This window comes from Sessilibacter sp. MAH3 (assembly GCF_054658275.1).
The window spans coordinates 21318-36369 of sequence record NZ_BAAGIE010000012.1 but is presented as its reverse complement, the minus strand read 5'-3'; the positions used below and the strand labels follow the sequence as shown (position 1 = coordinate 36369).

11 protein-coding genes are annotated in these 15052 nt (G+C 41.2%); 6 read left to right on the top strand and 5 right to left on the bottom strand.

Annotated elements, in window-relative coordinates:
• Nucleotides 1-423 precede the first annotated feature (423 nt).
• On the top strand, nt 424-1248 hold the full coding sequence (locus tag ACYQ2C_RS09145) for a delta-class carbonic anhydrase (protein WP_460101869.1): 825 nt from the start codon (nt 424-426) through the stop codon (nt 1246-1248).
• Nucleotides 1249-1596: 348 nt separating this feature from the next.
• Here ACYQ2C_RS09145 and ACYQ2C_RS09140 read toward each other — a convergent pair whose 3' ends face one another.
• Nucleotides 1597-2538: a hydrogen peroxide-inducible genes activator gene (locus ACYQ2C_RS09140; RefSeq protein WP_460048403.1), complete on the bottom strand. Its 942-nt coding sequence runs from the start codon at nt 2536-2538 to the stop codon at nt 1597-1599.
• Nucleotides 2539-2690: 152 nt separating this feature from the next.
• Between ACYQ2C_RS09140 and ACYQ2C_RS09135 the strand changes: the two genes are divergently transcribed.
• Both ACYQ2C_RS09135 and ACYQ2C_RS09130 read left to right on the top strand, forming a co-directional pair.
• Nucleotides 2691-3338, top strand: a complete 648-nt coding sequence (locus tag ACYQ2C_RS09135) for a carbonic anhydrase (RefSeq protein WP_460048401.1) — start codon at nt 2691-2693, stop codon at nt 3336-3338.
• A 15-nt stretch (nt 3339-3353) separates the two neighbouring features.
• The gene (locus tag ACYQ2C_RS09130; protein ID WP_460048400.1) at nt 3354-4898 is read left to right on the top strand and encodes a SulP family inorganic anion transporter; all 1545 of its coding nucleotides are present in this window, start codon (nt 3354-3356) and stop codon (nt 4896-4898) included.
• 145 nt (nt 4899-5043) lie between these two features.
• Here ACYQ2C_RS09130 and ACYQ2C_RS09125 read toward each other — a convergent pair whose 3' ends face one another.
• From ACYQ2C_RS09125 to ACYQ2C_RS09110, 4 genes are read right to left on the bottom strand one after another with little or no spacing between them, the layout of a single operon-like run.
• Nucleotides 5044-6276, bottom strand: a complete 1233-nt coding sequence (locus tag ACYQ2C_RS09125) for a hypothetical protein (RefSeq protein WP_460101872.1) — start codon at nt 6274-6276, stop codon at nt 5044-5046.
• A complete protein-coding gene (locus tag ACYQ2C_RS09120) occupies nt 6273-7619 on the bottom strand; it encodes a proton-conducting transporter transmembrane domain-containing protein (protein WP_460101874.1) in 1347 nt (448 codons plus the stop codon). Before ACYQ2C_RS09120 ends, ACYQ2C_RS09125 begins: the two co-directional genes overlap by 4 nt.
• 2 nt (nt 7620-7621) lie before the next feature.
• Entirely contained in the window at nt 7622-10615 is a 2994-nt protein-coding gene (locus ACYQ2C_RS09115; RefSeq protein ID WP_460101876.1) for a DUF2309 domain-containing protein, read from the bottom strand.
• 4 nt (nt 10616-10619) lie between these two features.
• Nucleotides 10620-11450 (bottom strand): SulP family inorganic anion transporter, encoded by an 831-nt coding sequence (locus ACYQ2C_RS09110; RefSeq protein WP_460101878.1) that lies wholly within the window; start codon nt 11448-11450, stop codon nt 10620-10622.
• A 368-nt stretch (nt 11451-11818) separates the two neighbouring features.
• On the opposite strand from ACYQ2C_RS09110, the gene ACYQ2C_RS09105 reads away from it, so the two are divergent.
• From ACYQ2C_RS09105 to ACYQ2C_RS09095, 3 genes are all read left to right on the top strand, one after another.
• Complete coding sequence (locus ACYQ2C_RS09105; protein ID WP_460101880.1) at nt 11819-13051, top strand: hypothetical protein; 1233 nt, start codon at nt 11819-11821, stop codon at nt 13049-13051.
• Nucleotides 13051-13932 carry a hypothetical protein gene (locus ACYQ2C_RS09100; protein ID WP_460101882.1) on the top strand — a complete coding sequence of 294 codons (882 nt, stop codon included), beginning with the start codon at nt 13051-13053 and terminating at the stop codon, nt 13930-13932. Before ACYQ2C_RS09105 ends, ACYQ2C_RS09100 begins: the two co-directional genes overlap by 1 nt.
• A 112-nt stretch (nt 13933-14044) precedes the next feature.
• The gene (locus ACYQ2C_RS09095; protein WP_460101884.1) at nt 14045-14926 is read left to right on the top strand and encodes a hypothetical protein; all 882 of its coding nucleotides are present in this window, start codon (nt 14045-14047) and stop codon (nt 14924-14926) included.
• Nucleotides 14927-15052: the final 126 nt, after the last annotated feature.

Here is a 15052-nt window from a genome sequence, read left to right as displayed (position 1 = left end):
GTGGAAATAATCTATGGTTGTTAAAGTACCATTTTGAAAATATTTATTCAAAATATAATTTTGTAATCGCCAAGTGTATTTTCAATAACGTAATTTTGTTTGATCTCTGTTTTTGGCAGTGTTTTGAAATAACGTGTTTTTATGATATGCGTAAGAGTTTTGGAATGAAAGATAATTCTTTTTTTGATTTGCTGGTTTTTATACAAGATTTTGGTTTTTTTATAAAAAAATAACGAATTATTTTTTTGAAAAAACATTATCTTTTATAAGATGCATTTATTTTTAATATTTTTTGCATGTCTGCTTTATTTGGTTGGTTTATTGGCTACATTTAAGACAAATAAATATCAAATTGTTGAATGCATTCGTCAGTTTTTAAAAAGCGACTGAAGCAAAACAACAACAAACATGCTGAGGTTGATTGTGAAAGTATTAAAGAGCGTTGGTGTATTTGCGTTTTACTCTATACCTGTTTGGGCGATGACCGCCTTTGCTGAAAGTGACGGACATAAATCGGCGGTAACTCCACCGTTTGGTGGCTGTGAAAACTACGGCCCGCAAGCCCCAAGAGATATCGATTCTTTGTTAGGTGAGGATTCTACGGAATTTAGGCTTGCCATGCCGAGCACCGAACTCAATTTATGCAACATTCATTTACACACCAATGCCGAACATAAAGCTAAGGAGTTTTCCATAATGGGCGGTGAGGGTGATCATACCGGTTACCAATGTACAATCAGCACAGAGTTAACTACGCGAGAACAAAAAATTCCATCGGGCGATATCTGTGGCGGTCTAAAACCCGGTGATACCATAGAAGTACATTGGGTTCATACTTCTTGCAATACCGAGCCCGGTGCAGGTTTAGGCTCTTGTTCGTCACAAGCGTGTTTAAATCCCGAATTACGTGTTGAGGCGCAGGTCTTTACTTTGGTGAACGATTCATCAGCCATGCAATTTTCCGATTTTGATTTAGCGCCCAATAAATTAAACGGGAAATTCCAACCGGCAAACCTGCCAATTTCAACCGGTGCGCCAGTTGAATACTTGGGTTCAACTACCGGCCCTAAATATAACGATCAACAATGTTCACCTTATCAGGTGACATGGAGTGTTAGGCCGCAGTGCGCAAAGTTGGATATCAATAGTCTGGGCAAATGGTGTAAGACAAATAAATTCGATGAGCATCACGCTCATGGCGTTCGAAAATTGGTCGTAAATCCGAGTTTAATATCCACCATTAACTGACAGATTAACATTGGTATGGGCTGAAATGTATTTATAAACTGAGGAATTTATCGAGTTATTTTCTGAAATTAAACGTAATCTTTAAAATCAATTTTCACCGTTAAAGAAACTCCCATTAACCTGAAGCTTGCAGTAAAACAAACCGGAGCTCCCAGTAATAAAAAAGAGTGGCCAATTTCAAGAAAGATCTGAGATGTAAATTGTGAAGGAATTAGAATTTTCAGTCTATGTCCTCTGATTAAATCACCGAAGAGTTAATCAGAGGTTCTTTAAGTTTAATGCCTCTGTTTTTGTTAACAGAGGCATTAACGTTTAAACATAAATTCCGAAGAAAATGTATTGATCGAATTAATTTTCAATAACGGTCACAGCGTGTTTTAAATTCAAGTCAATAATTTCTCGAATATGACTTGCCAACTCTCTGAAGAAATTTCTAGCCGGAGAAGTATTTCGCCAAACTAAGCTGTGGTGTCGAACAATGGGTTTACCTAACAGCTCGCACACGTGAAGCTCTTCGGGTCTGTGTAACTCAGAATTAACATAAAGCCCCGGCATAAATGCCACACCCATTCCCATAACAACCATTTGTCGCAATGTGTCCAAACTGGTGCCTTCGTAATCTCTTAAGACCTTTGCGCCCAGTTTTTGGCAGATTTCCAGCACCTCGTAATGGAAATGATGCGTATTTTCTAGAGTCAAAACCTTTTCTTCACGTATATCTATTGGGTTGATAAATTTTTGACCGGCTAATCTGTGATCACTGGGTATTACAAATTTGAGTGGTTCTGTGAATAATTCTGACGAAACTAACTGCGGCGAGTCTAAGACAAACGGCGAAATAACCAAATCGTACTCGCCACTTAATAGACCTTCTTCAAGATTTCTTGGTGCTTCATCTCGCACGTAAAATCGTAATTTTGAAAACATTTTGTGCAACTGAGGCAAAATGCTCGGTAATAGGTAGGGGCCGAGCGTTGGTGGAACTCCTAAACGGTAAGTAGTCTCCGATCCCTCCGCAATATTGCGCGCTTTTTCTTCAAATCTTAAAGAAGCCTGTAGAACTGCCTCCGCGTACTCCAGCAATGCTCTGCCTTGGGGCGAAAGTTGAGTGCCAACTCTAGAACGTTCAAAAAGAGTAACCCCAAGGTTTTTTTCCAGTGTGCTAATTTGGCTCGTTAACGTCGGTTGGCTGATTCCAAGCACTTGGGCCGATCGCCGAAAATTGTTCTCGTGGGCCACGGTTACGAAATAACGTAATTGATTCACCGAAGGCATTTTATTGTTGGGCATATGTTTATCCGCACATGAAAATTAATGCTTGATAGGAAAGTGTGATCACCAGTTCCTATTTTTTTCTATAGAGCTTTCATTCCAAACTAAGTTAACAGACTTTTTAACGATTGTGATTTACCTCAAACTTTTAATCTTTTGGAGAAATTTCTATGCAGCATGTAATTTCTGGTATTGCCAAATTTCAAAGGGAAATATTTCCAGAAAAAAAAGCGGCGTTCAAAAAACTTGCTACCGGGCAAAACCCGGAGGTGTTGTTCATAACTTGTGCAGATTCCCGCATTGATCCTAACTTAGTTACGCAAACTGAGCCAGGTGATTTATTTATATGTCGCAATGCCGGCAATATAGTTCCCCCGCACAGTAATCAAACCGGCGGCATGACCGCATCGATCGAGTTCGCTGTCGCGGCTTTGGGTGTTAGTCATATTGTTGTTTGCGGTCATACCGATTGCGGCGCAATGAAAGGTGCCTTGGAGCCCGAAAAATTAGAGTCCTTACCTCATGTATCGGAATGGCTGGGACATTGTCGATGTGCTACGGCGGTTTTAAAAGAAAAACACGGCCAATTAAATAAAGATCACTTGGATGAATTAACCAAGGAAAATGTAATTCAGCAATTACAGCACCTTAGAACTCATCCCGCGGTTGCTGCAAAATTAGCCAGCGATCAAATCGAACTTCACGGTTGGGTTTATGATATCGCCACGGGAAAAATTCATTGCTTCGACTCTGCAACTCGTTCATTCGTTGAAATGAATGAAAGCTATGCAGAGCAAAAAATAGCTTCAAACAGTTAATTGGAGATACTGGAAATGAAATTGGATGTATCATTTCAAGATATCAAAAGTGATTTACCAGCGAGTATTGTAGTTTTTTTCGTAGCTTTACCATTGTGTTTAGGTATTGCTCTAGCTTCAGGTGCACCGTTATTTGCCGGAATTATTTCGGGTGTTATTGGTGGTATTGTAGTCGGTGCTGCCAGTGGTTCAAGATTGGGGGTAAGTGGTCCGGCCGCGGGATTGGCCGTTATCGTTTTTGATGCAATCTCTTCTTTAGGTGGTTGGGAAGTATTTTTAGTTGCCGTGGTTTTGGCGGGTATCTTTCAGCTGATTTTAGGTTATGCAAAGGCTGGATTTATCGCGTACTTTTTCCCAACGTCTGTTATTGCGGGTATGTTAACCGGTATTGGTTTGCTGATTATTCTAAAACAAATTCCGTATTTGTTTGGTTGGCATGCCGACTTTTTAGGTGAACAATCTTTTACGCAAATTAATGGAGAAAATACCGTAACTGCTATTGAGCATGCATTAGCGTTAATGTCGCCAACGGCAATTGCAATTTCTTTGATATCACTGGCTATTTTAATTTTTTGGGATAAATATTTAGCCAAAAGCCATAAAATATTCCAGTTAATTCAAGGGCCAATTGTTGTTGTATTACTGGGTATATTAACGTCTTACCTATTGGCTCTAAACGGCAAACCGTTAGACCAAGCTCAGTTGGTGACTCTACCAGTTATTGAAAGCTTTGATGAGCTAAGTGCGGTAATCGCTTTTCCGGATTTTAGTAAAATACTGAGTGTGGAAGTTATTGGCGTTGCCTTGGTACTTGCTATTGTCGCCAGCATTGAAACCTTATTAAGTGTTGAGGCGACGGATAAACTTGATCCAATGCGTAATACCACGCCAACCAATCGCGAATTAAAAGCGCAAGGTTTGGGTAACATTGTTTCTGGTTTATGCGGTGGTTTGCCAATAACCCAAGTGATCGTGCGCAGTTCTGCGAACATTACCTTCGGTGCTAAATCAAAACTTTCAGCGATTATGCACGGTTTCTTTTTGCTGATTAGTGTTGTGACTGTCGCAAACATGCTGAATTTAATTCCGTTAGCGTCGCTTGCTGCAGTTCTGATGGTCGTCGGCTACAAACTGGCTAAACCATCGGTATTTAAGTTGATGTTTAAGCACGGTCCTGAACAAGCGTTACCATTTTTAACCACCATTGTCGCAATGTTGTTTACCGATTTATTAACGGGTGTTGTTGCCGGTTTGGTTGTGGGTGTTTTCTTCACCTTAAAACACAGCTACCGCAACTCTTACCACTTCAGAGAAATCGTTGATTCTAACAGTGACAAAGAAACCCATCATATTGTGTTAGCAGAAGAAGTCTCGTTTTTTAACAAGCCGAGCATTCTTAAAAAATTGAATGAAATCCCTAAAGATTCACGGGTGATCCTCGATTTTTCTAACTCAAAATCGGTGGCATTTGATGTAGTTGAACTGGTAAAAGAATACGTTGCGCAAGCAAAATATCGGAATATAGAAGTAGAAACCATACAATTTAAACCCACTCTATAGTCCGATTTTAGTAAAAGTCTTTACGTTGCAATAGGCTCAGGCCTTTGATGAGAGCGGGCACAACCGCTCTCTTTTTTTAGTTTTCTAAAAAGTTCTTTTTTTAAATTTAGTCCTTTTAAATATAGTCCTTTTAAATTCAGTCCCTTTAAATAAAAAAAGCAATTAAGAATAAAAATCCAATGCACCCGCAGGCCAGGTAATATTTACTGGTCATCATATCAATATTTTCTTCATGCTCTGGTGATCCGAGGCAAAGATACAAAAAGCTTCTGATCGAAAATATTGCGTTCAAAGAAATAACGACCATCCAACCGAACATAATTAACGATTCGTGCGAAAACACGATTTCGGCTAACAGGTCTATACCTACGTATCCCAGTGATAACGGAAATCCTGCGCTCAATAAACTGAAAAACAACAGTGTATTTGCGAGACGTGGATAAGAACTGTAATTTCCCTGCGGTGAAAACAGTGACAGATGACCAACCCTAGATTCCAAGGCGCCAAAGGTTAATATCACGCCCGGAGTTGCTAAGGTAAATACCGCAATAATGTACAGTTTTGCTTTGGCTAAGCCATCAAATGGTAGCATGGCGATAAACGCTATGAACAACAATTGACTGGCGGCCATTGCTGCAAAACCACGTTTGGCGTTGACCTGAAACGCAGCTGCCAATGACGACAGCAATGCAACAATCAAGAAAATACCGTGAATTAAGCTGCTAGACTCCGGAATAAACAACGCGCTTTTGCTGGCAAACAAACCTTGTACCACCAAAAAGCCCGCGCAAATACCGGTAGAAGAATTTTCGTAAAGTTTTCCATACCAGCTTGCTAATGGGAATCCACCGAGAATCAGCAAGTAGGCGGCAATGGATAATCCTTGAAAAGCAGCACCTTGTGAACCGGTAATCAGGTTGCTAACTATAAACAGAGCAAAAATCACCACCCCGTAAATTATTAACAGACGTAAAAGCACAGGCTTATTCTTTTCGCTAACGACTAAAAAAATATACGCAAGAAAAACCAAACCGAGGCTAGCAAGTGCATTATTGGTAAATATCAGCAAGCAACTGCAAATCGCAAAGATTAATACACTGATAAAACCTCGGTTGGTGGTAGACCAAGAGGGTGAAAACACCGATATTAGAATGAAACTGATTAGTACCACCAAACTTTGTAAATAAGGTGTTAAATCTAAATTCGAGTGCTCGTTGAATAATCCCTTGGATATTAAGGCGCAAGCCATAACAATGGCTGCTGCCGATAACACAGAAATAAGCCAGGTGCGAAATTGTTGCGGATTATTACTGTTAGCAATTGATATCGCATCATGAGACGGTGAATGCAGAGAATGATTAATTAAGACGTTGCTCATGCTTCGTCTCCTTTAACGGTATTTTTGTTGTCGGTGGCAGCATTCCCAAGTTTTGCCGCAATGTTGTTATCTAGGCGATCAAAACTCAGAATGATAATTTTTAAGGTGCCGAGAAATCGGTCTTTCCAGAAGGTTTCGAGCAGACCACGTTCCAGCGAAATACGATAAATAAATTGGCGAAAACGGCTGACTTTATGATCGTATTCTCGAGTTGCGGCAAGTGAATGGCCAAGCATTTGATTAATCAGCTTGTAATCTTGTAATAAGCTTGGCGCACGTAAAATTTGCAGCGCTCTTAAGCTTGCGTGGGTTACTACGTGAATTAGCGCTAATATTTCCCAACCTAAGGCAATTTCACAAACAATAATTCCCAACTGAGTTACCGAGCCGTAGGCTAATTTTGATTTAATATCGTTTTGCACCTGCCATGATAAAAAGCCGATTAGCGCCGTTAATACACCAATTACCAATAACAGTGTCATTAATAACTGACTTTCGGCAAAAAAGTTGATGCTGCGTAAAAGCAATAATGGGCCTAAGTGTACCGATAATGCACCATAGAAAATCGCGCTCGACGGCGTTGGTCCTTCCATTGCACGAGGAATCCACGAGCTGAACGGAAATAAAGCTGCTTTACCAGAAGCGGCAAATAATATACACAACCCTATAATCAATAAACCATCGTGTGGTGCTTCTATTCCGTACCAATAAGAGTTTTCTAATAACTCGAAATTGGAGTGATGGGTAAAGTAGTGCAACAATAATGCAGCAGTTATTAAACCAATGTCACAGCAACGATAAATAATAAAAACATACAGTGCATTGCGTGGCGGGCCGTCTCGTGTGGTATAAAAAGCAATTAATAATACCGAAGAGATACCCACCAGCTCCCAGCCAATAATTAATATCTCTAAAATACCGGCAAAGGCTACGATTAAAAGACCGCAGCAAAATATCGTAAATAATAAATAGAAACGATGGAATCCCGGATCTTTATGAAGATAACGTTTAGAGAAATAGCAAATGGTGCCTAATAATGTTAGCGACAACAGCCCGTACACAATCGATAAATAATCGATTACAAAAATAATTTTGTAATCGTAATCACTCGAACCAAACCAGTTGCTAATATGGTGGCTAGACGGGCCGTGCAAAATAACATTAATACTTAACACCAATACGCCCAACAAACAGGCCAGTATTGGCAGCATCACTAAATAATAGGTCGTTTTTTCGGCTTGAACACCAGCTGCCGAAATATTTTTTATGGCAAAAAATCTCAGCAATTGCAAAACTAAAGAAAATGCTGGAGCAAAAATTAACAATATCAGTACATTATTCATCTTTAAATCCCTTTCGGGTTTTGACTAACAATATGGGCACAACCAAGGTGGTCTGAAACACCTCGGAAGAAAGATTCGGAGCGATCAATTACGGGGAAACCCGTGGCGGTCACTGTGTGTGGTACAAATTTACCTTTATAAAAATGAAATAACTCGCCAGTTTGAGGATGCCAAGAAATCAGTTGAATCCAGCCATTGCCAACTAAACGTCCAATCATTGGATATTTATCGGCAATTTCAAGTAAGCGCTCAGGTGTTGCCTCAACGATGGTTAATAATCTAACCGGCTCGTGAATCTCTACCATCTGCCAGGTTAAACCTGTTCTTAAATCGGAGGAGTGACCGTTCATGACGCCCACTAATCCGGCGATATTATGTGGCAGCTTTGTGCCGCAACCGTATACAACCGGATCGGTAACGCTGAAATAATATTCCAAATTAATGCCTGCACCCACGGGGCCTGCGGCTTGTAAAATATTCGCCACGATAGTGCCGTCTGAATCTTGTTCGGGATCGTAGGAAATTAAAAAGGCACGACGATCCATGTACAGATTTCGCGTTTTCTCACGACGTCCAATAATACAAACAGCGTTGGTTGAATGACCGTACTCGGGTCGCGGCTGCGCTAAATCGGTGGAGTGACGTTGCACGACTTTTAAAGCTTGTTGCACAGTGATATTGGCGGGTGCGTCGTTAAAGCGACGACAACGCTCGTGGGCACTGTGAGCACAGGCGTCGAGCAGCGCGTCCTCCATGGATTCCAACTGGTCTCGCAAATGGGTGGCAACGGTTTCTAGCTCGTAAAAGGTTAGCGTATCGTCTGCGGTGTTGTGGTAACCACCAACAACGTGGGTTGTGTCGGGAATATCAAGACCACGCTGCTTTAGATTAGCGCGCACCGTTGGATGATTCGCCATCATTGCAAACGCTCGCGCATTAGGGCCGCCGCGGCCACCACCGGTTGCACCGCAGTCGTAGGCGGCTTCGTGGGGGTTATTCATGCTCGATGAACCATGACCAATAATCGTAATTAACGGCGCAAAATGTTTGGTAAGTCCCATGGTGCGCAGCAGCTTTTCAACGATGTCAGTGGCTTCTTGAAGCGTGAATCCGGGCAAGAGTCCGGCAGCATTACGTTGATCATTAATATTGCCTTTATCATCATCTTCACGAAACAGCTTAAGCGTGGTTTTGGGTCGGTCGTGATGATGGCCGGTAATACGATGCAATAGATTGTGAGAGAAACTAGGAAACAAGGTATGGCTTAACAGCGATGCCACATGTAAACCACCCATGGCAACGGTCCAAATACTGCTGCTCAATAACTTTAAACGACTGCGTTGCAAAAATTTAAGCCATTGGCCCTGACGCAATCGTTTCGAGCGATAGTTTTTTTCGTTGTCAATTGCTACCTCTTCGACAAAATGCTGAGGCGTTGCTGTAACGGGGCACAGTGGTCGCGAGTGAACATCATCGAAACCTTTGTATTGCATCACCACGCCAAAAAATCCGGGGCAACCATAGGTTTCAGCTTCGGGTAAAATTTCTTCCAGATGGCGACGAGTCGATTCTTCTCGGTCATCCATACAGAACACCGCCTGAACTTTAGGTACAGCTTTTGAACCATGGTCACAGGATTTGTCGGCACAAGCGTCGGTCGCCATCAACGGTTTTTGATGCTCCGTTAATGCATTTAAAATGTGGTTGCGGTGATGGCGTTCAAATGCGAGGTGCAACAGGTAAGAGCGCTCAAAGTGATTAAAACGCTCATGCTCAGCGAGCCACGCAGACGCTTTTGTTTTATCGGCAAACAACGCCGGTAAAAAAGTAAAAGCCTGCGCACTGACAAAAGCTTCGTAGACCAAAGAGATTTTGCTATCGGTAACCGTTTCGGGTGTCGTCCACGTTGTTTGGTAATCGGCCATAGTAACGGTGCTTTCACGCTCGGCTTTGTAGGCTGCCGCTAAATCAAGCGTTAGTTGCACGGCTAAAAAGTCGATGAGTTTACCCGGAACAGGATTGATCGGTAACTTATCGGGATGACACTCAAATTGGCGGAACATGCCCGCCCAACCGCGCAATGAGTGCAAGGTCTCAAAAATAGTCTGTTCCCAGTGTTCTTTGGGAACAGCCATTGTTTCTAAAAGATGAATAACGGTCTGGGCGCTGCTCCAATTGTTGTCAATTTGTTTCTTGCATTGTTGTTTAACCGATTTCAGCCAACCTTCTTGTAACACAGGCGTAAGCATGTACGCCTGGAACGCCGCGAGAAAACCTTGCCCGCGCAACGGTAAGGCATGATTCGATACGCCTTGATCAACAAACGCTGACGCAAGCTTAACCAGCAGAGGATGTACCCAAGAATCGGTATCAATACCGGTGCGAGCCAGATAAAAATCGCGAGCACGGGGGTAAGTCACGGTTTTGTGTTCGGGTTTTACCACTTCTGCTAAATACAGCCACAGTTGCTTTAAACTGCCTTTTTCAGGAATCTTCGAGGCTTTGCAATATATGGTAGAGCTCGCCAGAGTCGCGGCACTTGCGTACAAAGCATGAGGTTTATCTAAACTGCTGTGTTCGTGCAGCCACCAACGCACCGAGCTTGATGAAGGAACATCGAACAAGGTTGTTAAGCGCCAAACTAAATAATCACGTCTGGTAGGACCGCCCGAGAAAATAACAGCATCGAGATTATCGACTTCAGACTCTAAAACCGCACTAATATCGTCAGGTAAAATGCGGCCGTTATTGACCGCGGTACGATAATACATTTCACTCATAAACGAATGTGCTTGAAAACGATTACCGGCTTCACGCACGGCATCTTTAAAGCTCAAATGCTCAAAGGTGTGTAACGGGTTATGATGCACAAACGCATGAATAGGAGCCTGTTCGGGAAGATAATGCGCTACCTTGTCTATTAATTCGTGAACAAGATCTTCGGCGGCCAAACTTTCAATTGACGCTTCCCCGAGTGTTGAATTCATGACTGTCATAAAGCTATACCTTCATACGTACCGCAAGAGGATGGTCGCTAACTGCACGCATTGTATCCATGCCCACAATGTCCATTTTTAAGTCTGGTCGAACACTAAAGACTACGTCCAGTCCACTTAAGAAAGTGTGGTCTACTAATTTTGCGTGAGATACATCTACTTGAACCAAAATATCTTTATCAGGAATTGCTGCTACCGTTTTTTTCAATTTAAGCAAGCTTGTGAATGCAGCGTTACCAGAAATACTAATCACCCAAATGTTACCTTGTTTCTTACTGGAAATATGGCTTTTAAACAGTGCAATTGGGCCAACGCCGCGAATGCCATGAAAAACCACTTTGGCGATAAGTCCTGCGGCCACACCCATTAATAAGTCGGTTAATAGGGTCACCACTACCGTCAACGAGAATAAGAACAGCTGATCTTTACCAATTTCATTGGCATGCAACACTTCTTTTAGCGAAGCCAAGCGTAAACCCGTCACAATCAACATCGCAGCAAGGGCAGACAGCGGAATCAACTGAATAAGATCGGTTAGCACCGCCACATACAACAATAAGAATACGCCATGGAAGAAGTTGGCTCTATGACTTTGCGCTCCGGCGTCAACATTGGCTTTGCTGCGCACAATTTCAGAAATCATAGGTAATCCACCCAAAAACGCCGCAATCGTATTGCCAACCGCAACAGCAAATAGATCGCGATTTAAATCCGAAGGGTGTTTGTATTCTTTGATGGCATCAGCGGCAACAACGGGATCAGCGGCAACAACGCTCAAGGTTGATTCGATAGAACCCACCAACGCCAGCACCAACTGATGATATCCACTGCTCATATCACCGCCGTCTAACGCCAATACAGCGCCCAACGCAACAACAATTAAAGAGGTGTCAGGGCCTTTAATAGTAAAGAGAGCACTGCCAATCTAAGAAACAATCAGTACTCCCACAATTACAGTGATTAGTCCCGCAAACGGAAGGAAACCACTTGTGTTTAATACTTTGGTTTATTTCTTGTCAGAGTAACGTTTAAGGCAGTTAAATAGAATCAAATTTTTAGCAAGAACGCGTTCACAAAATGGAAAATTTTATAGCAATCTGGTTGGTTGTAAGTAAAAAATCAAAAAAACGCTGAGATACTAAAGCCTGTTTTTAACACCCTATTTGTTATCGAAAAAAGAAAATAAATTCTGGAGAGCAAACAATGTTAATTGCTGGTAAAAATGGAGTGGGTAAACCGGTTAATCTCAGCCCGAACAATAAACAACTCATAAACGCGTTTACAGGCTTAAAAATATGCGCAGATCGTAATGAGTCTTGGGCGGTAAACGCCATTCGTGAATTAAAATCCCTCAATAGCGGTCACTTTAAAAACAGTGTTTATGTTGATGTTAGCGTCAAAAAAGCCACCGTATTAACATTAGTTCTTCCCGGGGTTAGAGCCTCGGTTCTTAAAAAGAAAGATGGCAGTTATATTATCTTTCAGCTGAAGATTGATGATACCTATTTGGATTTACAAAAGAGTTTTGAGAAGCCTAGTCTTGTTAAGGTCAAATATAATGCTTCAAAGAGATCACCATGGTACGTGGACGCGAAATCAAAAACAAACACTACTTTAAAAAGAAGTAGGTTGACTAAGGTGGTCGTCTCTGACTCACGTAAGTCACCGGCAGAGTCAGCAGCTGAATCTGCTGATGCACTAAAATCTTCCTCTCTAGCGAGTGAAATGGATATGAAAACACATGGTTTCTTTATGCATTTCACCCCCGGCGACAAATCCATCGGTGGTTTTAAACATTGGACTCAAGCCTACAACGTTGATTCCGATAAAAGTTTGAGGGAATCTTCCAAAATGTTGGCGGATACTATGCTCGCTACTAAAGAAATAGAAGGTATGTCATGGGTATCAGAAGCTGGTGGTTCTGGCATTCTTGCTCAAGCACTTAAGATTTTGGATGATAAAGGTGTTACTTTTGATAAATGTAAACACCATATATTTTTCCATGGTATGACAACGAATCAAAAAATGGCTGAAAACTACGCCTTAAAAATGAAATTTATGGTTGATCGCAAAATCAGTAGTGGGGTTAATCTGCTTAATATCAATCAATTGTTCGGTTCGGGTGCTATTGGTGGTGGTCAATTTGTCGCGGCAGTGAATCGTTATCGGCAAGACCCAGAGCACACCATTCTTAAATTGGGTGCCGATGTAGCCGAGGCCGCAACCGGTGCTCGCGGCGCCGGGGCAACCATAGCCACCAGTGCCGGGGCTTGCTTAGCTGCTTTAGGTATTAGTGTTTCTACTCAAGGTGACTTTTCTTTCTCACCACTGGTTATTGCTTCCATGGCAGCGGCCTCCGCGGCATATCCATTAGGTAAAAAACTCACAGAAGCTTGGGCGCCACGTTTAGCCCGTAAAATTAAGAGCAAGTTCTAATGTTTTATGTACCCTATAAATTTAAATCTCAAGATGAACCGACCACGCCAAAAGGGCCAAATTTTTCTAGAGCTCCTCGTATAGATATCTCGATAAATGGAACAATGATTAGTTTAAAAGTACCTCGCCATAGAACATCGTTACGCGCAGGTCCATTTACATCAAAACGGCAATTAAATTTGTCAGATAGTCATTTTGACTACTACGATTCAGGTATATCGGAATGGAAGGTGTATAAATTTTTATCCCGAATTTGGGATTTTTACGGACATAACTTTATGGGTGGCGTCGGTAATCTTGGGTTGGTTGGTCACTTTATGTATTTGCCTACTCAAATTGAAGGAACTTCTTTTTTTCATCCTACTTTCTTTGAGAATACGATATTAGATTATTTGCACGATTTTTATTGTGAGCATCATGACCGATTCGAGATTGATGAGCCTTATCGTTGGCTTTACCAGGCGCCGGTAAATTGGCAGGTATTAAATTTTGGTGAAGATGTAAATGGAGTTCAGTTTGATGTAGTCAAAGATAATGATGATTCTACAGGCTATCAAAGAACTTATATTTTTATACCAGTGAGCAATAATTTTATTTTGAAATTTTATTTTGATGTAGAAAAAAATATTAATGTTGTTAATGATATAAAAAAAGATGAATGGATAAACCCCCAACCATTTATAGATCTTCGCGAGCAAATTATCGGTAGCATTAAAGTTGAGCTTTCCGAAGACGCCAAAAAACAACGTGAACTTGCTTTGCAAGATGTTGAGAATCCGAAATTAAGCGAAACTTTTGCTCCTATTGATTGGCCCAAAGACGGTATTCTTAAAGAAAAATTCGATATTGAAAATGATGATGGTTGGGGCGAATACTCGTAATTTAGCTTTTTAATAGCCTTCTTAATTGAAGGCTTTTTTCTTTGTGAATGTTAAGTGTCATGGAGGAAGCTTGGGCACCACGATTAGCGCGTAAAATTAAGAGTAAGTTCTAATGTTTTATGTTCCTTATAAATTTAAATCTCAAGATGAACCGACCACGCCAAAAGGGCCTAATTTTTCTAGAGCTCCTCGTATAGACATCTCGATAAATGGAACAATGATTAGTTTAAAAGTACCTCGCCATAGAACATCGTTACGCGCAGGTCCATTTACATCAAAACGGCAATTAAATTTGTCAGATGAGCATTTTGATTACTGGGATTCCAGTAAGTCGGAATGGAAGGTCTATAAATTTGTATCTCGAATTTGGGATTTTTACGGACATAACTTTATGGGTGGGGTCGGTATGCTTGGGTGCTACGGCAACGTTATGCTCTTGCCAACGCAGTTAAAAGAAACCTCTTTTTTTCACCCAATTTTCTTTGAGAGCACAATATCGGATTACCTTCATGATTTTTATTGTGAGCATCATGACCGATACGAGATTGATGAGCCCTATCGTTGGCTTTACCAGGCGCCGGTAAATTGGCAAGTATTAAATTTTGGTGAAAATGTAACTGGAGTTCAGTTTGATGTAGCCGAAGATAATGATGATCATACAGGCTACCGAACAACTTATGTGTTGATACCAATAAGTAATAGAATGATTATAAAATTTGTTTTCAATATACGTAAGAATATTAATGTAAGTAATGATATGAACATCGACAAATGGATAAACCCCCAACCATTTATTGAACTTCGTGAGCAAATTATTGGTAGCATTAAAGTTGAGCTTTCCGAAGACGCAAAAAAACAACGTGAACTCGCCTTGCAAGGTGTTGCGACCCCAAAATTAAGCGAAACTTTTGCTCCTATTGATTGGCCCAAAGACGGTATTCTTAAAGAAAAATTCGATATTGAAAATGATGATGGTTGGGGCGAATACTCGTAATTTAGCTGTTTAATAGCCTTCTTAATTGAAGGCTTTTTTTTAGAATGATAAGTAAAACTTGGACACTGCAAACCAAGTCCTATCCGAAAATCCTACATGTGTATATAACCAGTTATTGATCTCGAA

Excerpts from the sequence above, each read along its gene's own strand:
- ACYQ2C_RS09115 (WP_460101876.1), bottom strand. The coding sequence starts at position 10,615 with ATGACAGTCATGAATTCAACACTCGGGGAAGCGTCAATTGAAAGTTTG.
- ACYQ2C_RS09135 (WP_460048401.1), top strand. The coding sequence starts at position 2,691 with ATGCAGCATGTAATTTCTGGTATTGCCAAATTTCAAAGGGAAATATTT.
- ACYQ2C_RS09100 (WP_460101882.1), top strand. The coding sequence starts at position 13,051 with ATGTTTTATGTACCCTATAAATTTAAATCTCAAGATGAACCGACCACG.
- ACYQ2C_RS09125 (WP_460101872.1), bottom strand. The coding sequence starts at position 6,276 with ATGAGCAACGTCTTAATTAATCATTCTCTGCATTCACCGTCTCATGAT.
- ACYQ2C_RS09110 (WP_460101878.1), bottom strand. The coding sequence starts at position 11,450 with ATGAGCAGTGGATATCATCAGTTGGTGCTGGCGTTGGTGGGTTCTATC.
- ACYQ2C_RS09130 (WP_460048400.1), top strand. The coding sequence starts at position 3,354 with ATGAAATTGGATGTATCATTTCAAGATATCAAAAGTGATTTACCAGCG.
- ACYQ2C_RS09105 (WP_460101880.1), top strand. The coding sequence starts at position 11,819 with ATGTTAATTGCTGGTAAAAATGGAGTGGGTAAACCGGTTAATCTCAGC.
- ACYQ2C_RS09140 (WP_460048403.1), bottom strand. The coding sequence starts at position 2,538 with ATGCCCAACAATAAAATGCCTTCGGTGAATCAATTACGTTATTTCGTA.
- ACYQ2C_RS09095 (WP_460101884.1), top strand. The coding sequence starts at position 14,045 with ATGTTTTATGTTCCTTATAAATTTAAATCTCAAGATGAACCGACCACG.
- ACYQ2C_RS09120 (WP_460101874.1), bottom strand. The coding sequence starts at position 7,619 with ATGAATAATGTACTGATATTGTTAATTTTTGCTCCAGCATTTTCTTTA.